Annotated in this window: 18 protein-coding genes; 7 read left to right on the top strand and 11 right to left on the bottom strand. The window is 39.3% G+C overall.

Features of this window, described 5'->3' with window-relative positions; all coding sequences use genetic code 11:
- Positions 1-41: 41 nt before the first annotated feature.
- Entirely contained in the window at positions 42-2,021 is a 1,980-nt protein-coding gene (locus ACFQZ9_RS26180) for an outer membrane protein assembly factor BamB family protein (RefSeq protein WP_498946340.1), read from the bottom strand.
- A 310-nt stretch (positions 2,022-2,331) separates the two neighbouring features.
- On the opposite strand from ACFQZ9_RS26180, the gene ACFQZ9_RS26175 reads away from it, so the two are divergent.
- The 3 genes from ACFQZ9_RS26175 to ACFQZ9_RS26165 all read left to right on the top strand — a co-directional run bounded on the left by ACFQZ9_RS26175 (position 2,332) and on the right by ACFQZ9_RS26165 (position 5,601).
- Positions 2,332-2,781 carry a hypothetical protein gene (locus ACFQZ9_RS26175; RefSeq protein WP_498946339.1) on the top strand — a complete coding sequence of 150 codons (450 nt, stop codon included), beginning with the start codon at positions 2,332-2,334 and terminating at the stop codon, positions 2,779-2,781.
- A 319-nt stretch (positions 2,782-3,100) separates the two neighbouring features.
- Positions 3,101-5,029, top strand: coding sequence for an outer membrane protein assembly factor BamB family protein (locus ACFQZ9_RS26170; protein ID WP_498946338.1), 1,929 nt, complete (start codon positions 3,101-3,103; stop codon positions 5,027-5,029).
- Between the two features lie 104 nt (positions 5,030-5,133).
- Positions 5,134-5,601 carry a hypothetical protein gene (locus ACFQZ9_RS26165; RefSeq protein ID WP_198313660.1) on the top strand — a complete coding sequence of 156 codons (468 nt, stop codon included), beginning with the start codon at positions 5,134-5,136 and terminating at the stop codon, positions 5,599-5,601.
- Positions 5,602-6,121: 520 nt separating this feature from the next.
- On the opposite strand, the gene ACFQZ9_RS26160 is transcribed toward ACFQZ9_RS26165, so the two are convergent.
- Positions 6,122-6,829, bottom strand: a complete 708-nt coding sequence (locus tag ACFQZ9_RS26160) for a hypothetical protein (protein ID WP_498946337.1) — start codon at positions 6,827-6,829, stop codon at positions 6,122-6,124.
- A gap of 101 nt (positions 6,830-6,930) precedes the next feature.
- Positions 6,931-7,356 (bottom strand): hypothetical protein, encoded by a 426-nt coding sequence (locus ACFQZ9_RS26155; RefSeq protein WP_198313664.1) that lies wholly within the window; start codon positions 7,354-7,356, stop codon positions 6,931-6,933.
- A gap of 852 nt (positions 7,357-8,208) precedes the next feature.
- Here ACFQZ9_RS26155 and ACFQZ9_RS26150 point away from each other — a divergent pair.
- Positions 8,209-9,213 carry a DUF3231 family protein gene (locus ACFQZ9_RS26150; protein ID WP_498946335.1) on the top strand — a complete coding sequence of 335 codons (1,005 nt, stop codon included), beginning with the start codon at positions 8,209-8,211 and terminating at the stop codon, positions 9,211-9,213.
- A gap of 503 nt (positions 9,214-9,716) precedes the next feature.
- Here the strand turns inward: ACFQZ9_RS26150 and groL are convergent.
- Entirely contained in the window at positions 9,717-11,342 is a 1,626-nt protein-coding gene (gene groL, locus ACFQZ9_RS26145) for a chaperonin GroEL (protein WP_198313666.1), read from the bottom strand.
- Between the two features lie 51 nt (positions 11,343-11,393).
- Positions 11,394-11,681: a co-chaperone GroES gene (gene groES, locus ACFQZ9_RS26140; protein ID WP_026573991.1), complete on the bottom strand. Its 288-nt coding sequence runs from the start codon at positions 11,679-11,681 to the stop codon at positions 11,394-11,396.
- A 302-nt stretch (positions 11,682-11,983) separates the two neighbouring features.
- Between groES and ACFQZ9_RS26135 the strand changes: the two genes are divergently transcribed.
- Both ACFQZ9_RS26135 and ACFQZ9_RS26130 read left to right on the top strand, forming a co-directional pair.
- The gene (locus tag ACFQZ9_RS26135) at positions 11,984-12,703 is read left to right on the top strand and encodes a CPBP family intramembrane glutamic endopeptidase (protein ID WP_498946333.1); all 720 of its coding nucleotides are present in this window, start codon (positions 11,984-11,986) and stop codon (positions 12,701-12,703) included.
- Positions 12,700-12,900, top strand: coding sequence for a YdiK family protein (locus tag ACFQZ9_RS26130; protein WP_026573993.1), 201 nt, complete (start codon positions 12,700-12,702; stop codon positions 12,898-12,900). Before ACFQZ9_RS26135 ends, ACFQZ9_RS26130 begins: the two co-directional genes overlap by 4 nt.
- Before the next feature lie 211 nt (positions 12,901-13,111).
- Here the strand turns inward: ACFQZ9_RS26130 and ACFQZ9_RS26125 are convergent, their stop codons facing one another.
- From ACFQZ9_RS26125 to moaC, 6 genes are all read right to left on the bottom strand, one after another.
- Positions 13,112-14,632 carry an MDR family MFS transporter gene (locus ACFQZ9_RS26125; RefSeq protein WP_498946332.1) on the bottom strand — a complete coding sequence of 507 codons (1,521 nt, stop codon included), beginning with the start codon at positions 14,630-14,632 and terminating at the stop codon, positions 13,112-13,114.
- Positions 14,633-14,643: 11 nt separating this feature from the next.
- Positions 14,644-15,354, bottom strand: coding sequence for a cytoplasmic protein (locus ACFQZ9_RS26120; RefSeq protein ID WP_498946331.1), 711 nt, complete (start codon positions 15,352-15,354; stop codon positions 14,644-14,646).
- An 18-nt stretch (positions 15,355-15,372) separates the two neighbouring features.
- Positions 15,373-16,089 (bottom strand): polymer-forming cytoskeletal protein, encoded by a 717-nt coding sequence (locus ACFQZ9_RS26115; protein ID WP_498946329.1) that lies wholly within the window; start codon positions 16,087-16,089, stop codon positions 15,373-15,375.
- Positions 16,090-16,101: 12 nt separating this feature from the next.
- On the bottom strand, positions 16,102-16,725 hold the full coding sequence (locus tag ACFQZ9_RS26110; protein ID WP_198313671.1) for a YhbD family protein: 624 nt from the start codon (positions 16,723-16,725) through the stop codon (positions 16,102-16,104).
- Positions 16,726-16,841: 116 nt separating this feature from the next.
- Entirely contained in the window at positions 16,842-17,495 is a 654-nt protein-coding gene (locus ACFQZ9_RS26105) for a redox-sensing transcriptional repressor Rex (protein ID WP_198313672.1), read from the bottom strand.
- 40 nt (positions 17,496-17,535) lie between these two features.
- Complete coding sequence (moaC, locus tag ACFQZ9_RS26100; protein ID WP_198313673.1) at positions 17,536-18,030, bottom strand: cyclic pyranopterin monophosphate synthase MoaC; 495 nt, start codon at positions 18,028-18,030, stop codon at positions 17,536-17,538.
- A gap of 190 nt (positions 18,031-18,220) precedes the next feature.
- On the opposite strand from moaC, the gene ACFQZ9_RS26095 reads away from it, so the two are divergent.
- Entirely contained in the window at positions 18,221-20,146 is a 1,926-nt protein-coding gene (locus ACFQZ9_RS26095; RefSeq protein WP_498946328.1) for an ABC-F family ATP-binding cassette domain-containing protein, read from the top strand.
- Positions 20,147-20,300 lie beyond the last annotated feature (154 nt).

Raw genomic sequence — 20,300 nt, 5'->3', positions numbered from 1 at the left:
TAAAAATTACTCGCAAAATTTTCCTTAGTGATAAGGAATAGTTACTTCTTACCTGCTAACCATTTGGCCAGCACTTTCGCTTGGTCCTCTGAAACAAGGCCTCCCGGCATACGGCCGCCTCCGTTGACAATTTGTTTATAAATATCATCTTCAGACATGGCTGAACCAACGTGCTGGAGATTTGGTCCTGCTCCGCCCTCAAGGTTTTCACCATGACAGGAGACACAGCTCTTCTTATAAATAGCCTCTGGATTAATACTAGCAGGCTGCTTCTTATCTGCTTCTTTATTACCGTGGCTGCCATGATTGGCATTTTGATTTTTTCCTTGTTCTTGTGCGCTTTGTTCTTGTATTACTGTTTTATCTCCGCCAAGACCATAGGTAACAACCTTTGTGCCGGTAACAAAAGTAACATATTGTTTCCCGTTATCCATATAGATTGTCGGCGCCATCATGATCTGTGCTCCGCCGCTTTTCATATTCCATAATACTTTGCCCGTTTTGATATCCATAGCGTTAACAGTTCCATCCAACTCTCCATAGAAGGCAAGTCCTGTAGCTGTACTTGTAAACCCTCCCCGCATTGGATCTTTCGTCCTAATCTGATAGGCCTTCTTACCGGTATTCACATCAATCGCAGTGATCGTGCCGGATATATCAACCCCTTTAGGAGACAGCGTAATCGCAGTTCCTGGGAATAACCCATTTTTTTGCTCAACTTCCTTTTCATCTTTTGCTGCTACCCCAATAGATGGTTTGTTGATACCAGGAATTAATACATAGTTTGTTTCCGGATCATACGTTTCTGGAGCGTAATTTTGTCCGCCTTCTGCACCTGGCCATTGCGGCACCGCTTTGCTTTCGTCTGTCGGTGGCGGTGTGTGCTTGATTTTTACAAATGGAACACCATCATAAATGGTATCCCCTGATTTTGCATCCCAGGCATACCATTTTCCGTTCTTACCGCCATGGACAACAATTTTTCTATCTTTACCATCCACCTTGGCATTAAGAATCATCGGAGTGGATGCTGCATCATAATCCCACACATCATGATCCATTTCTGACTTTGCCCAAACCAATTTACCCGTCTTACTATCAAGTGCAACAACTGAGTCAGTATAAGGATTGTTACCAGGCCGATTCGCTCCAAAAAAGTCTGGAGCTGGATTTCCTGTTCCAAAATACATGACATCGGTATCCTCGTCAAAGGCCATTGGGTTCCAAACAGCACCGCCCCCAGTGTATTTGCCCTTCACCCAGTCTTTTCCTCTTTCAGGCACAGTCCAGAACGGTTGATCCCAGGCCGTACTCAAATCGCTAGCTTTAAAGGCCATAACAAAACCTCGAATTCCATTATCCCCGCCGCTGCTGCCAACATAGACGTTTCCTTTGTAATACATTGGGGCCATTGTTTCATAATACCTATTTTCAAGTGTGACCCCTTTCATCGTATCGATATCCCAGAAATTAACCATTTTTACTAATTTCCCAGTCTTCGCATCAAGTTTTACCAACCGATTATCTGCAGTAAGTACAAAAACATTTCCTTCTGCAACCGCGACACCACGGGTTGCGACAACTTCCAAAAGACTTAGATCGGCTTTATCAAGATGATCTTGTACATCTTTTGGTGGCGTCCATTCCCAAATCTTCTTCCCATTTGAAGCATCCATTGCAAACACTCGGTTCAATGATGTCGTGACATACATGACACCATCTTTGACAACTGGGAAATCCTCAGCGGCGCTTGGTGCTTTATTATCCCAGTCTTTTAAATCCTTCTGCCAGACAATTCCTAAATCCTTTACATTGTCTTTTGTAATCTCTTTATAAGGGACATGTCTAGTATGTTGATAGTCATACCCCCAAAGTGGAAAACCGGTATCTTTTTTTGTCTCGGTGGTTTGTTTTTCGGCTGTATCCTGCTTGTTTTCCTTCTTCGTTTGACAACCAGCAAGTAACAACATTACCGCCAAGAAAGCCGTGCTGGTCACCTTTACATAACGCTTCAACTTCAAGAAAAGACCTCCTATACTATGATTTCATGAGTGGTCAAATCATTCCCCTAATCTCCTCTTTTAGGTTTTAAAGTTTCCCCTATATAGAAGATACTTATATTGTTTAGACCTAACTCTTCTTCTAGATTTAGAAAAAGCTGCCTAAATTATGCGAAAAAGGAAACAGTTTAGATATATAAATGCAATTTTTTTTGCTTTCTGATTATAGATGATGGATTAAGCATATTTACAAAAAATGGAGACAACCTATATGTGAGGATGTTCCTTTTGGAATCCTTAAAATAACGAAAATAAATTAGGCGGTGGTTCTATGAAATTTTTCTTAAAAGTTAAAAATGGTTTTGGATGGCTAATTTTATTGCTTTGCTTAGGTTCGACAATTACATTTTCTCAAAGTGCAAAGGCGGCTCCAGGAAAAATAATCGGATCTGCCGAAGATCATGGAATTAAACTGACAATTAATAATTACGAACTAAAAAACTATGGTCAAGAGATGGTAGTTTATTATACGGTTCAATCAAAATCGGGGAATCCGATGGAAGGGAAGAGTCTAATTAATAAACCGGATTTTACAATTGGAGATCGGTTTGTTCAAGGTATTGACTCTTGGCATAAAAAAGTAGGCAGCCAGCAATATCAAGGTGCGGTTAAGGTGGAATTGCCACAATATCGGCCTGCAGTATCGGATGTAGAATTTAATACTGATGCGATCTTTAATCAAAAAGGTAATTGGACAATTACCTTTCAGATAAAAAAGTAATCGTACATAAAAAAGACTACCTCTATTTGTTAGGAGGTAGTCTTTTCATTATTTATTAATGGGGCAACGTATGTAACCTTTTTGACTATAAATTACATTAAGCTGGCCTTTAGGTACGAGTGTGTAATAACAAGAAGCACCCCATTCCAACAAAATAAGGGGCATCTTTTTCACAATTTGTATAATTTAGGAATCCTGTGGGGCACCATATCCTTGTTCTTATCAAATTTTATCCTCTAAAGGAGGGGAACAAACTGGGACATTTCATGTTCAGTAATTCACTACATATTAAGATTTCAAAGTGTGAGGAGGTATTTTCATGAGGCGCTTTTTAAAGGCAACAGGTTCAGTTTTGATTGCCAGTATGGTTATGGTTGGCTGTCAATCGAATAATAACAAGAATAATGCAAATAACAAGGAAGAGACCAAGGAATCCAACCAGACAAACCAGGCAAAGGAAACAGGATTCCCAAATTGGGGTTATGACATTCAACATACCCGACATGTGCCCTATAAAGAGATTACAAAAGATAATGTAAAAAAGATGGGGATTGTTTGGCAGCAGGATATCGTGGAATGGAATAAGGATGTTCCGAATTTACAAGAGGATTTCCCTGTTGTACAAAACGGGGTCATGTTTGTAACGAGTGCAAAAAACCATGTGTTTGCAATAGATGCCGCAAGCGGAAAGAAACTTTGGGCATGGACACCTCCCAAGGAGGTACTTGATCATCTTAATAGTTTACCATGGCAATCCAACGTGGCAAGCAGAGGTGTCGCAGTGGCCAATGGAAAGGTATATGTCTTGATGATCGACAATCGGCTGGCCAAACTTGATGCCAAAACCGGAAAACTGGAAAAAATGGTTAACTTCTGGGATCATGTTCCCTCCATTAAATTAGAAAACCGATATTATGAATCTTCAGCTCCAATGTATTATGATGGCAACATTTATGTTGGGAGCAGCGGCGGTGATAATGGTACTCGAGGCTTTGTTTGGGCATTTAAAGCAGATAGCCTCGAACCACTCTGGAAAGAACCGTTTTGGACCGTTCCTGAAAGAGGAACGGGCTGGGCGAAGGGGAAATATACGGGCGGAGGTTCCGTATGGACACCGATGTCGTTCGATCCAGATACCGATATGATGTATTTTGCAGTAGGAAATCCAGCCCCTGACTTTTACGATGCGGATCGAAAAGGAAAAAATCCATATACGGATTCCATCGTTGCCTTGGACAGTAAAACAGGGAAATTTAAGTGGGCTTCGTCCGAAGTTGATCACGATGTATGGGATTATGACGCTGCCGCGACCCCAATGGTTCTTAATGCCAAGGTCGGCGGGAAAAAACAGAAGATTATAGTGGAAGGCGGAAAAAACGGGAAATGGTATGCATGGGATGCCAAAACTGGAAAAACCATTTATGATGGTGTACCGTTTGTCAAAATTCAGCACTCCGCACTACCAACCGATGAGAGTAAAGTTAAACTTCAATGGCCGGGTACGCCAGGTGGCGAGAGCTATGCTCCAGAGACGTATGATCCCGATACCAACTATGTGCTGATTCCAGGTATTAATTACCCGAATTTAATGTTAGCACCAAAAGATGCGAAAGAGATTGCGAAAGATAACAATACCTTCCCTGGTACGAAAATCCTTCCTTTACCACATGACGTTGATACTTCTGGTACTATTACTGCTATCGACGTTAATACAGGTAAAAAGGTCTATCAACTCAAAACGGATGATCCGATGTATGGCGGATTCACAAGTACTGCTACGGGCCTTGCTTTTTACGGTGAATTGGACGGAACAGTGAATGCTCTAGATATTAAAAAAGGAAAAATATTGTGGAGCATGGAAAGTGGAGGAAAACAAATCAAAATGGCGCCTTCTATTTATACCGTTGACGGCAAACAATATGTCGCGATGATTACTGGTGGAACAAGGGTCGTGGTCTATGGCCTCGGCGGTAAGGAAAAGGCTGCAGCCCCTAATAAAAATGCCAAATTACAAGGGCAAGCCGATGTCGTTATCGACCCGGAAAAGGTTTACAAAAAAAGTTGTGTTTCCTGTCATGGAGATAATCTTCAGGGTGCAACAGCTCCAAATCTTCAACACATCGGTAAATCAATGTCCAAAGAAGACATATTGAATCAAATCTTAAACGGCGGCGACCGCATGCCAGCAGGCCTTGCTAAAGGTGCAGAAGCAGAAGCACTAGCAGAATGGCTGTCCAAAAAGAAATAATGGTTTTCTTGAAGCAGTCCGAGTCCAATCACCTTATTCGGACTCAGATTGTTTCAGGAATAAAGCGGCGAAACCTATAAACGAAATAAAAGGATGGTGGTAAAATGAGAAACCTATCGAAATATACTTTGTGTTTCAGTAGTGTCGCCTTATTCATTTGCTTGCTCATCAGCTTCGTCTCCCCTGCTTCTACTAGTGCCGAATCCCAAAATCAGGGCTTAGGTTCTGCTGAAGATAACGGAATCAAGCTAACAATCGATGGCTATACCATTGTAAACCACGGTCAAAACATTAGGCTGAATTATACGATTCATTCAAATTCAGATGTTCAAGTAGATCCGAATACCAGAAGCCTAATGGAAAGTCCGCATATTTGGATTGAACACACATTAGTTCGTGAAACTTCCGATACGTTTAAAAAGGTAGGGAAAAACGAATATAAAGGAACAATCGAAGCACAACTACAGCATTACAGACCTGAAAGTCCTCATATGACATTTGATACTCATGGGATTTTCAATCAAAAGGGCGATTGGACAATTAGATTTGTCCTTAATAATGCTGAATTCTAATAAGATCTTGAAGCCAAAAAAACATCCCGTATCAACCTTTAAAATGGTACGGGATTTGACTTTTTGACATATTGGTTTTTTCTGCGTTCCAAAGAAACAAAAAGCTATTTAGAAACTGCTAATTTTGTCGATATCTAATCAGAATTTGTAGATATTTCCCGGGAATCTGTAGAAATTTGAAATATAATTTTTAGATTACTTGCAAGTTATATCACCCAGCGATACAAAACAAAAAAGAGCCGATTAGCCCTTTACTCACCTTTTCTAGTAAATAAAAAGGTTTTGTATTCATCTTTATGTTATATCGCCCAGCGATACGATACAAAAAAGGATACAATCGACCAAATCAAAGGATCCCTATTAAGGATAACACTGGTTTTAATTGAATTCCTCAAAGGCTACCTGTCCTTAATTAATCATTTTCTTCGAGTTCTGTATTTTGTTTAGATTCATATCGCTTAAATAGATTTTCAATACATTTTTGCATTGTTAAGCAAAAAAAAAGCCTTAGATAGGCATCTTATTTTCGGAATATGGAGAAAAGTCCCCCCCATTTTTCTTTTGGCTTTTGTATCGCTTGTTCTAAACGTTTATTAAAATCATTTTGTGAACTCCATTCTCTTTTCTGTTCGTCCCGCAAATTTTGTATTTCTTTTTGTAAGAATTCACTTTTTTGTATTTCTTGTTGAAGCAATGTTTCGTATTGGTTCTTTTGTTGTTCAGTTAATTTTTCAATTTTAGCTTGAGTTTTTTGCGATGAATTTCCAATAGTAGAACTTATTACATGATGATCTTGTTGGAGCCGGGAAACCGTTATTTTAAGCTGAGACATATCGTTTGTCAGTTGGACATTCATTTCACGCGAGGCTGCCAATTCATTTACTAAAAACCTTAAAATCTCTTTTATTTGATTGGGGTCTTCAGGTAGATGTTCATATGTATCGGATATGGAAACCTCTGTTTCATTGGACCCTTCTAATTTTTCCTTCTGTTGATACGCAAGGTCTTTAGCTGTATCGTCCAGGGGCTTGTCCGTATCGCGTAACGCTATAAGCGCTCCTATGTCAGATTGAACAAATATACGCCGATCACCATCTTTTAAAAACTCATATCCATTCCGCTCTAAGATTTGTCCATACTTTCGGACAGTGGGTGTTGCAATCCCCACTTCTTCTGCCACTTCTTTAGAAGAGAAAGCTCTTTCATTAGGTTGTATATCACGTCGCATATCTTATCTCCTTTTCTATTAAATATGAAGGCTTTTAGATTTATTTTCAAGTGTTATATCGCCAACCGATACGAAATGGTAGAACTGTCCCTTTAATCTCTTCAGTTTTTTAACAGAAGTTTATTCAATTCACGTACTTGATCATAAGATTTCAATAGATATTCAGGTACCAGTGTTCTTCCATATTCCCAAGCATTCTCTTCGATTTCTGCTAAAAGCTGTTCCTTTTCTTTCTCTTCACCATAAATGAGAGTCTTTAAAACTCTTGTATTTTTCCTAAATTCTAAATAATAACCAAGCTGAAGATAAAGAATAAGTTTCACAAAGTTTTCATCTGTTTCTTTAATCTTAAAGTTAAGCTTACCGTTATATCCGTTAATTTGCAGGTAGTTAAACTTTATCGTATTTGTCGCTACGTTATAACTCATCGGTGCAGTGAGTTTATTGCTGGATTCAACATTTATATTAAATTTGAGCTCTTGTAATGTACTTTTAATGATCTTCTCAATATTCCACATATAAAGCATTTTTCTTCACCCTTCCTAAAAACATTTTCAGCAATCGCAAGAAAACCTGATCTTGCTTCAATTTATAATATCTTTACAAAAAGTTGTTTTAATTTAAATTGAAGCATTCTATCTTTATTGGTAATTTATTAAACGAATTTTTACGAAAGTTGCTGCCTTTTCCAAAACAAATATTAAATTGTCACATTGCAGTCGTTTTAACATTAATATACGCCGCATAATGTGACAAGAGTAATTTATCTTAATTTGTTATGGAACTAAACTGTACCGCTGAACGGGGAAACGATCTATTTTTTTAAAAGTGACTTGAAATGGAAACTAAAATACTTTTGAAGAGATTTATTTAATCGTAGTGGAATTATTTATGTAGAATGGAAGAAAGGCCTCTCACCAATTTAGTAAACTGATGAAAAGCCTTCTGTTGTAGGGCATTTTTTCTTTCTATGCACTCACTTGTCAATTTATAAAGGAAGACAAAGAAACCTTTATTGACTTAAAACCTTTCTATTAAAAGGTTTTATAATATTTATTACAACATGCCGCCCATATAGTTTATAGCGGTCACCATAGTAGAAACAACCACTTAACATCAACTTTCTACACGTAGGTGCGATAGTGCTCCGAGATAGTTTTTAGATCCTTTTACAGAATGAGCTGCTTCAGTTAAAGCGGACCTTAAATATTTGTAGTATGCCTTAATAGGGCACATACGGTTTGATTAGGGGGGAAGCCTTGAGAGAGATTTCCCTACATTTTTCATTCGATGAATTAGATAGGTTGTTCATTTATATTTTCCACTATTCAGGAGATATTATTCTATGATGTATTAATTGAAAACAGGAGGTTGTTCTAATGGAAGATAAAACAAATATTCCTTTAACTGCTGCGGAAATGGCTGGTTTATGGACTCAATACATAGGCGATACAATAGCTGTTTGTATCGACAGCTATTTCTTAGAAAAAGTAGAGGATAAAGAAATACGCCCTATTATTGAGTGGACCCTCGATACAACAAAAGAGAATGTTTCTATCTTGCAGGAACTGTTTCAAAAAGAGAATTTCCCGATACCCATTGGATTTACGGAACAAGATGTCAATACAAAAGCTCCAAAACTTTTTACAGATACATTTTTCTTAAAGCATCTAAGTCAAATGGCTGTATTTGCAATGACAGCCAGCAGTGCGGCACTAACAGTTGCGACACGTCCAGATGTTGTTACTTTTCATAAGCGCATACTGAATAAAGGGGTTGAATTGCAGGACAGAACACGCGATTTAATGCTAAAACAAGGGATTTATGTAAAACCTCCTTCAATACCTATTCCTGATAAGGTGGATTTTGTAGAAAAACAATATTATTTAACCGGTTTTTTTGGGAAAAAGAGGTCTATTAATTCACTAGAAATCACTCATTTATACTTAAATACTCTAATAAATGCTATCGGTAAAGAAATAGTAACGGGCTTTGCTCAGACTGCTCAAAATGAAGATGTAAAACAGTATTTTTTAAGAGGGAAAGAGCTTTCCCAAAAATATGTAGATATATTTAGCAATTTTTTAACCAAGGAGAATCTCCCTGCCCCTATAAGTTTAGGTTCGGCTGTTTTAGATACAACCGCAAGTATTTTTTCAGATAAATTAATGATGTTTCATGTTACCACCATGGTTGCAGCAGGAATTGGATATTATGGAACGTCATTAGCAGCAAGTCTAAGGAGAGATTTAGGACTTAAATATATGTCATTGATCCCAGAAGTCGCGCTGTATGTCGAAGATGGAGCCAACATTATGATTAAACACGGCTGGATGGAGGAACCTCCGCAAGCAGTCGACCATGACAAATTAATACAGAATTAACGCAATGAATCCCTATAAAAAATTATTTGGGGCCTTGTTCTTCCTTGGTTTGGTCAGTTATTAAATGGAAAATACGTAAAGGCCATCATACTCATCTTTTTTGGAATATTATTGATTCCAGTTTGGGCTTCCTATGTTGTCCATTATACAGGGATTAGTCTTTGGTTTTTTATTGAATTTGAGGAAATTAAAGTAGTTTAACAAAATATAAACCATCATCAATTACAAATGCTTAAAGTAAATAAATAGTTCAAAGGGTCTTCCAATTAAAGATCCTTTTTTAATGCCGATAAAAATCTTCGTAGCAAACTTTCACCGATATAGTAGAATATTGTGTTAGCTGTGGGCACATCTTGAATACGCAAATTTTAACAACACAAAAAACCACTCCCTAAATTTTATAGGAAGAGGTTTTTGCTATTGATATAAATTATTTACATGACTACTTCTCAAAAGGGAGAAAAATAGCTATAACTATTTCTCAGATGAAAGGCTCAAAAGCCTTACATCATGCCGCCCATTCCACCCATGCCGCCCATGTCAGGCATTGCAGGAGCTGGTTCTGGCTTGTCAGCAACAACTGCTTCAGTTGTTAAGAACATAGCTGCAACAGATGCTGCGTTTTGAAGTGCAGAACGAGTTACTTTCGTTGGGTCAACGATACCAGCTTCAATCATGTTTACCCACTCGCCAGTAGCAGCATTGAAGCCTGTGCCTACTGCTTCACGCTTTAAGCGATCAACGATAACTGATCCTTCAAGTCCTGCATTTTGAGCGATAGTACGAACTGGCTCTTCCATCGCACGTAATACGATGTTGATACCTGTAGCGATATCGCCTTCTGCTTGGATCTCAGCTACTTTGCTGTATACATTTAGAAGGGCAACACCACCACCGGATACGATACCTTCTTCAACAGCTGCACGAGTCGCATTCAAAGCATCCTCGATACGAAGCTTACGCTCTTTTAATTCTGTTTCAGTTGCAGCACCAACTTTGATTACTGCTACACCGCCAGCTAATTTAGCTAAGCGCTCTTGTAATTTTTCACGGTCAAATTCAGAAGTCGTTTCTTCTAATTGTACACGGATTTGGTTCACACGAGCTTGGATTTCCTCAGTTGAACCAGCACCTTCAACGATTGTTGTGTTTTCTTTTGTCACAACAACTTTAGAAGCACGTCCTAAAGATGTGATAGTTGCAGTTTTAAGATCGCGGCCAAGTTCTTCAGTGATTACTTCACCGCCAGTTAATGCAGCGATATCTTCAAGCATTGCTTTACGACGGTCACCAAAGCCAGGAGCCTTAACAGCAACTGCATTGAATGTTCCGCGAAGCTTGTTCACTACTAATGTAGATAATGCTTCACCTTCAATATCTTCAGCAATCAATAATAATGGCTTACCTTGTTGAACCACTTGCTCAAGAACTGGTAAGATTTCTTGAATGCTGGAGATTTTCTTATCAGTGATTAAGATATATGGATTTTCTAATACAGCTTCCATTTTATCGGTATTGGTTACCATGTAAGCTGAAACATATCCACGGTCAAATTGCATACCTTCTACAACATCTAGCTCAGTTGTGAATCCTTTTGATTCTTCAATAGTGATAACGCCGTCGTTGCCAACGCGCTCCATTGCTTCAGCGATTAACTGACCCACTTCAGTATCATCGGAAGAAATAGCGGCTACTTGTGCGATAGACTCTTTGCCTTCAATTTGTTTTGAAATTGATTTTAACTCACCAACTGCCGCAGCAACTGCTTTTTCAATCCCTTTACGGATTCCCATTGGGTTGGCACCTGCAGTTACGTTCTTTAAGCCTTCGCGAATCATCGCTTGAGCAAGAACTGTTGCAGTAGTTGTACCGTCACCGGCAACATCATTTGTTTTGCTTGCTACTTCAGCAACAAGCTTTGCACCCATGTTTTCGAATGCATCTTCTAATTCGATTTCTTTAGCGATGGTTACACCGTCATTGGTGATTAAAGGTGAACCAAATTTTTTCTCAAGTACCACGTTGCGTCCTTTAGGTCCAAGAGTTACTTTTACTGCATTTGCAAGTGTATCTACACCACGAAGCATTGCGCGGCGCGCTTCTTCACTAAACATAATCTCTTTAGCCATTGTTCAAAAAACCTCCTCTAAATTTTTAAAACTTATATTTTTTAATTTTCCTTATTCGCCGATAACAGCAAGGACATCGCTTTCACGTAGTAATAAATATTCTGTACCCTGGTATTTCACTTCTGTACCAGCATACTTTGAGAAGATAATACGATCGCCTACAGAAACTTCAAGTGCTACACGCTCGCCATTTTCAAGCACACGGCCAGTACCTACGGCAACAACTTTTCCTTCCTGAGGCTTTTCTTTAGCTGAGTCTGGTAAAACAATACCGCTTGCAGTTTTTTCTTCTGATTCAACAAGCTCAATGACAATGCGATCACCTAATGGTCTTAACAAATCAAACAACCTCCTCAAAAATATATGTAATTCTGACATTATTAGCACTCCTCATACATGAGTGCTAACACAATTATTATAATAATGAATTTGACAATCTTTTGCAAGTTTGATGTATATATTTTTTCATAAAAAAATATAAAAATGAAAGCTTTTTTGTACAACCTTACAAGTATATGATACCAATGGAAATCTATACATTTCTTTTTAAAAAGTTTCTAAATTGAAACAAGACTGGTTTTAAGAGTAGAATGAAGAATACACAGAAAATCTTTGAGTGGATGTTAAAAGGAGAGAATTAGTTGAAACGGGAATATTGGATAATCTTAATTGTTTATATTGCCATGCAGTTTTCAAGTCTTGCAGGAGTCCCATTACTAATGTACGGCTTTAAATTATCCGGGATCAACGGGAGGCTTGCAGTCCCCGTTTGGCTGGTGATCAGCTTTACCTTAGCACTTATTATTACGCTTATTATTTTACGGAAAGAAATGAGGAACAATAGGAACGAAAGAGGAACCTCTTTGGGTCTCTCGATTATTTGGGCATTTTTTGGTGTCTTCTTAGCACTCTTTGCGCAAGCGATCGCAGCAAATATTGAACGGTTGATTGGTGTCGAAATGGGCTCAGAGAACACAAAGGATATTATCCATATTATTGAGGAGTTCCCGCTTGCCATCCTGGTCAGTTCTATTTTCGGCCCGATTCTTGAAGAAATAGTGTTTCGAAAGATTCTTTTTGGCACATTGCATAAACGTTTTAACTTTTTTATATCGGCCATCATTAGCTCGGTTATTTTTGCTTTAGCGCATATGGAACTGGAGCATATTCTCCTTTATTCCGCAATGGGCTTTACTTTCGCTTTTCTTTATGTAAAAACAAAACATATCTTAGTACCGATTTTTGCTCATGTGACAATGAATACAATGGTTGTCATTGTTCAGTCCGCTTACAAAGACGATATTGAAAGATTAATCCGGGATGCAGAGTCGATGCAAAACTTTATCGGAGGATTTTTATGAGACGTTCACCTTTGTTTTCCAGCGTGATTTACTTCCTGCTCGGAAGTTTATTTACATATTTCGCCATTCATGATGTAAATCAAAATGGCTGGGGATTTTTTAGCTATCTGCTTGTCATATTAGCCACATTTGATTTCGGCTCCAGCCTTAAGTTATTTTTCTTTTATATGAAGTATAAGGATCAGTTGAAAAAATAAAAAAAGTTGCCCCAAATTATGTTTGGGACAACTTTTTTTAATAGAAAATAGACTTTTCCTTGAATAAACTAGTAATTTCGATAGCTTTTTTCCGGCAGAAAATTTTTATCTGCGATAAGATGAACTTTATCTGCGATAGTCAACGATTTATCTGCGATAAGCGCCATTTTATCTGCGTTCCTCCCCCATTTATCTGCGTATCGATTACTCCTCAAATTTCTCTTTCTGCGCCAACTTCCTTTTTCAACACCATCCGTTCTTTCCCCATTGTAAAAATGAGAAGAAACGCTATTCCAGCCGGGACGAGAGCCCATGTAAAGGTTTGAACAATAGAGCTTGAGAGGGCCTCGGTGATTTTTTCTAAAATTTGCGGCGGTATGTGACTTCGTGCCTGCTCTTGCAATAATGCACGTGAATCACCAAATCCGTCTTTTGGCATTGGTCCCATTCCAACAAAAGCATCTTCTAGATTTCCTTTAAAGCTATTCCGCTGAATCGTACCAAAAATCGTAATTCCAATCGTCATCCCCAAGGAACGGATAAAGTTGCTTGTAGAGGTTGCAGAGCCCCTCTGCATCATTCCAAACGGATGAATCGCCGCCATGCTTAACACGGAGAAAGAAAATCCCACCCCAAAACCAATGATAACCATATAAAGGGTAAGTACCCATCTGCTTGTATCAACGGTTAAGGTGCTTAATAATAATATCCCTGCTATTAAAATCACACCGGATAAAAACATGATATTGCGGTAGCTTAACTTTGTAGTTAAAAAACCACCGACTTGTGCCGTTACCACCGACCCAAGCATCATCGGCAAGAGGATTAACCCTGAATTTGTAGCACTTCCGCCATAAACGCCTTGGACAAAAATTGGTATATAAACAGTTGCTGCCATAAATGCAGCTCCATAAAATAAACCAACTAGCGTACTACCGGCAAAAAGGCGATGCCGGAACATGGTGAACGATATAATTGGATCCTTTGCCCTCGTCTCCACAAACAAAAAGATGAGAAATAGGACCGCAAATCCGATAAATAAACTTATGATCGTACTTGAATTCCAATCATATTTCTGTCCCCCAAGCTCAAGAGCAAACATCAAGCAGACAACGGCACCAATCAATGTAACGGCGCCCCACCAATCAATTGCCTGCTTTTGATGAATGGGAGATTCCTTATAGAAGGCAATGATAAAAATAAACGAGAGAATCCCAAGCGGCAAATTGATATAGAAAATCCAATGCCAGCTAATATGGTCGGTAATATACGCCCCTAACAGGGGTCCGAAAATACTGGAGAGACCAAAAACTGCTCCGAACAGTCCGCCCATTTTCCCGCGCCTTTCAGGAGGAAACAAGTCAAACATAATAGTAAACGCAATCGGTACAAGTGCACCGCCGCCGACTCCCTGAATCGCGCGATACACACTTAGTTGGGTAATTGTTTCTGCTGTCCCACATAAAATCGAACCAGCCATAAACAAAATCAACCCCATGATAAAAAACCTTTTTCGACCATACATATCCGACAATTTACCGAATATCGGCATCCCTGCCATCTCCGCTACCATATAGGCGGATACCACCCATACAAAGTTCTCAAGCCCTCCGAGGTCGCCGACAATCGTTGGCATTGCCGTTACAACAATGGTATTATCCATTGAAGCCATCAAAATTCCGAGCAGCAGACCGGCGACCACAAATCCTAATTTACTATTTTTCGCTACCATCCCATTCTCCTTTAAATCTTCTTCGACGTTTTTACTGTTGCATTTGAATCTTGTATAAAATCATCTTTATACTCTACCAATCCGATTATACAGCCGGGGCCAATTTTAACCGTATTTCCTCTCACAGTTTCCGCCTTCGTATTTTCTAAATAAAGGTCGTCTCCTTCAACCACCTTTGCTATAAGGCTACCTTCCTCACCTACAAAAGGTAAAAGAGAGTTTCTTTTTCTTTTTATCGTGATTTTCCCGCCGCCGATTTCCTCCGCACGGCTTTCCCCGAACCGTAAAGAAATTTTAATCGTATCAGCATTTAATAACCCTTTGATTTCAAACCCGCCACTTGAATCGAACGTTTCATATTCAACATCGCCCGCAACTGCAATACTGCCTTTAATATTGGCTGTATCACCATTAAGGTCTTCTCCAACCTCAAGTGTTCCCAGGATTTTTATTTTTTTCAAATAAGCTTTGCCGCCAATTTCCATTGTACCCATTACCAGCAAATCTTCTAACTGGGCATTCCCTTTTACCTCTGCCTCACCTAAAACCTTCATCGAACCTGTTTTGAGATTTTCCGCAACCTCCGTTGTTCCATAAACCTTAAACACGGAAGCTTCAACATCATCAACGATCGTACCCTCGCCTCGGACACTGATTTTATCATATCTTCCGCCGGGATAGCTCCCTGAGCCGTTAATAATCAGATTTTCTTTACTTTTCATCTCCCTTATCCCCCCTCATTACATTTTTTTGCTTTCGCCCACAACAGCACTTGAATCAATAGAAAGTTCATCTGTATATTCGACAACGTCAATTTGACAATTTTGGCCAATGGTTACATGGTTTCCCCGCACTACCGCAGCCTTCGTATTTTCAAGGTGGATCGTATCACCCTCAATGATTTCCACCCTTAATTGAGTTTGAAAAAGAGATTTAAATAATCCCAGCCAAGACGGCTTATATTTCACAACAATCGATTGCCCGCCAATTTCCTTCGCCTGGCACTCTCCAAAAATCTTAATATCCACTTCATCCGCATTTAACAGGCCGCCAATCGTAAACATCGATTCAGCATTGAAAAGTTCTGCCTCACAATCCTCTTCCACTGTCAGCTTACCTTTTACCTTTATTTCTTCTGCTTTAACTTTGCCGCCAACAGAAGCTTTTCCTGAAACCTTAAGTTTTTCAACTAATAGGTTTTTTCCAATCTTTGCAGTGCCATCAATAGAAAGGTCTTTAGCCGCAACGGTTCCACCTATTTTGGCCATCCCATTAATTTTGGCCGTTTCAGTGTGGATGTTCCCCTTGACCGTCCCTGTTCCATTACATTCAAATCCCTTACATTCGACATCGCTGTTTACCGTTCCCTTTCCGTTGAGTGTTACCTGATGAAACTGTCCGCCATTCGATGCCCCGAAGCCATTTATAACCAGGTCCCCCTTTTTTTGCATCTCCATTCCCATTCTCCTTTATAATAATTTCGATTTCACTTCTTCCATACAGGCCATTAGCGACAGCTGAGCAACAATTTTCATTCCTCGTTCAAAATGAAAGGACTCTGTATTGATTAACAAAAGACAGGAGGATACCCCCAACTTTCTCGTAATCACCAGTTCGGCACTTTTTTGCTTGATCATTGATGTTTGATCCTTTAACACCTGGAGTACCATTTTTCCTTCTTCGAGATTAATTTGACCTGATTGCAACAGCTTTTCTAACACAAACACTTCAAGCATTCTTGAAAAATTAAATTGTAAACTGCCATTTTCATTCTCTAAGTAAAAATTTATAACCGTTTCTGAAACAATGTTACGCCTTATTAAATCATCTTTAGTTAAATTTAAGTCAGATATATTGGGAGAAAACATATCGGCAAGTTCATCCAGTGATAGATTTTCTTTCATCGTTTGAATTTTATTGATTCGATCTAAGATTTTTTCTTTTGGAAAAAAGGTTTCCTGTCCGGTAAACGTTGATTTCCGGATAAACCAATCCTCCGGGATCAAGTCCTTCCGTTTCCACCTATACAGCTGCCCATAGGAGATTCCTGCTAATTCCAATAACTCTTTTTTCGATATTAACTCCTCGTTCATTGTAATGGCCCCTTTCTTATTCTTAATGTAACATAACACTGTTACGTTGTAAAGGTGGCTTTGTTTTATCAAATAAAAAAACCTTCCCATTTTTATGGAAAGGTTGATTCTCAAATTTATTCTGCAATTTCCGCTGTTGGGTAATGCTTTAAAAAGTAAACAAGTGATTGAAGCTCTACAGCAAGGTCGATGTGATGAACCCTGATGGAAGATGGTATATTTAAACGGGCGGGTGTGAAATTTAAGATTCCTTTCACCTCAGCACTCACAAGCCGATCCGTAATGATCTGCGCCACCGGAGCCGGAACGGTTAGAATCGCAACCTGAATATTTTCCTCTGTAATATACTTCTCCAAATCATCCATATGATAGACTGGGACATCACCGATGGTTGTACCCATTTTATTCGGGTCTACATCAAAGGCGCACGTAATTTTTGTATTATTATTTTTTAAAAAATTATAGTTTAAAAATGCTGTTCCAAGATTACCAACGCCGATTAACGCAACCTTTGTTAATTCATCCTGGTCCAATGTCTTTCGGAAAAAGGTCAATAAATAATTCACATTGTAGCCATAACCTTTTTTCCCAAGGGCGCCAAAATAGGAAAAATCCCTGCGGATTGTTGCTGAATCCACTTTTACCGCTTCACTTAATTCTGCTGAGGAAACTCTTTGTTTCCCTGAAGCATACAGATTTTGAATAAATCGATAATATAAGGGTAGTCGCTTTGCTGTTGCTTGTGGAATTTTCATTGTTTCGTTTGTCATATTCCTCCTGCACCCCCGCATAAATAGTTTCGTTCATGTTTTAAAAAACATTAGTTCTTTTAAAATCGCCGTTTTTGCCGCCGGTTTTTTCTACTAAATAAGTCGGTCCAATCACCATGCCCTTATCAATTGCTTTACACATATCATAAACGGTCAGCGCACAAGCAGATGCAGCTGTTAGCGCTTCCATTTCAACACCTGTATTCCCTTTTGTTTTAACGGATACGGCAATACCTAATTTATACATCTCTTGCTGATCAGGTTCCCAGGAAAAAGAAATATTCACCCCTGTTAATGGAATCGGATGACACATCGGTATAATGTCCCATGTCTTTTTGGCCGCCATAATACCAGCAACCTGTGCGACTGCCAGGACATCTCCTTTTTTCATCTCATTGTGGGTAATTTTACCAAATATTTCTTTACTGACGGTAATACTGGAATGAGCTAATGCGGTGCGGGCAGTTTCCGGTTTATCACTAACGTCCACCATTTTCGCTCTGCCCTCTTCATTAAAGTGAGTAAATTCTGCCATATAAAAAATTCCTCCTTTCAAATCATACACTATTTTTCAGTCTATGTGTGTGAAACTTTGAGCGAATCATTCTTATATTTTTAACATTTTCCCAACATTTTCGGCAGATGCGCCCTTTGCGGCCTGCGTTTTATTGCCGACACTCTAGGAATACGGTACACTAGTTCTATGTAATAGAGGTGAAAAAACAATGATTTTATTGCAAGTGAATCAATTAGCAAAATATTATGGTGCTGACCTTATTTTATCGAATATAAAACTAGAATTACAAACACGGGACCGTGTCGCTTTAGTTGGACGAAACGGTGCGGGAAAGTCGACGTTGTTAAAGATTATTGCTGGACACCTGTCACATGATGGCGGAGAAATCATCAAGCCAAAAGAAGTGACCATTGGGTATTTAGCGCAAAATACAGGATTAGAGTCTAATTTGTCCATTTGGGAAGAAATGCTGACTGTATTTGAATCATTGCGCGCGATGGAAAAAAGTTTGAGGCAGCTTGAAGAACAAATGGCTGACCCTGCTGCAATCGCAGATACAAGCAAATATGAGCGGATTCTAAAAGACTATGACCAGCTTCAGGTAAAATTTAAGGAACAGGGTGGATACCAGTATGAGGCGGATATTCGCTCCGTGTTACACGGGTTAAATTTCCCTGATTATTCCTTAATGATTGCCTCTTTAAGCGGTGGTCAAAAAACCCGTTTGGCCTTAGGGAAATTGCTCCTGACTAAGCCAGATATTTTAATTTTAGACGAACCTACTAACCATTTAGATATCGATACCCTCTCCTGGCTGGAGCAATATTTGCAAAGTTACGATGGGGCGATTCTAATTGTATCGCATGATCGCTATTTTTTGGACAAGGTCGTGACACAGGTCTACGAGGTTTCTCGAAAGCAAATCCAAAGATATACTGGCAATTATAGTACTTACCTTGAACAAAAAGCGGCAAATTATGAACGTGACCTGAAGCTTTATGAAAAACAGCAGCAGGAAATAGCAAACTTACAGGATTTTATCCAGCGAAATTTAGCCCGGGCCTCAACAACAAAACGAGCCCAGAGTCGACGGAAAAAACTAGAAAAGATGGATGTAATCGATCGCCCGGTGGGGGATGAAAAGTCAGCTTCCTTCTCGTTTGAAATTGAGAAGCAAAGTGGAAATGATGTCTTAACCTTCGATTCACTGGCTGTCGGATATAACGGCGAAAGAATTTCAGAGGGAATTTCCTTTCGAGTATTTCGGGGGGAAAGCATTGCCCTGGTGGGCCCTAATGGAATTGGAAAATCGACGCTATTAAAAACACTCATTAGGAAGCTTCCTGTATTAGCCGGAAATATCCTCTATGGGACAAATCTTTCAATTGGTTATTATGACCAAGAGCAAGCGGAATTAACCTCCAATAAGCGTGTTTTAAATGAACTGTGGGATGATTATCCACTAAAAAGCGAAAAGGAAATCCGCACAGTTTTGGGCAATTTCTTATTTTCCGGAGATGATGTTTTAAAAATTGTTTCTACCTTGAGCGGCGGCGAGAAAGCACGGCTTGCTCTTGCGAAGTTAATGCTGGAAAAAGCGAATCTATTAATTTTGGACGAGCCTACCAACCACCTGGATTTGGATAGCAAGGAAGTTCTTGAAAATGCTTTAATCGATTATCCAGGAACTATTTTGTTTGTTTCCCATGACAGATATTTTATTAACCGTATCGCTACAAAGGTTGTCGAGCTGAGCCGGGATGGCAGTTTAGAGTATCTGGGAGATTATGATTATTACTTAGAGAAGAAACTGGAGCAGGAGGAGATTGCGGCACTTGAGGCTGTGGCTTCGGCTGCTGCTAAAAAAGCCGGACAGGAGGACGCTTCTGAAAAGAGCAGTTATCAACAGGATAAAGAAAGTAAGAAGCTCGAGCGGCAGCGCAAACGTAAGTTAGAAGATATTGAGATGAAAATTGAAGGTCTCGAGGACCAAATTCAAGGTTATGAGGAGCAATTATGTGACCCGAATGTTTTCCAGGATCACGAAAGGGTGTTAGAAATTACCCAGTTGAATGAAAAAGCAAAAGCCGAACTCGAACATTTAATGGAAGAGTGGGCAGCGCTTGCGGAATAAAATAGTTAGTCCTTCATCCAAGTGGTGAAGGACATTTTTGTTGGATTTTCTCAGGGCTTTGGGCTTCATCGCCTTCATGAAGACCTTTTTCTGGGCTCTTGCGATGAGTTTTGGCTTTCATCGACTTCATGAAGACCTTTTTCTGGGCTCTTGC

Source organism: Neobacillus sp. GCM10027624, assembly GCF_042675345.1.
Classification (GTDB): domain Bacteria; phylum Bacillota; class Bacilli; order Bacillales; family Cytobacillaceae; genus Neobacillus; species Neobacillus cucumis_D.
This window is presented reverse-complemented; position numbering and strand designations above follow the sequence as displayed.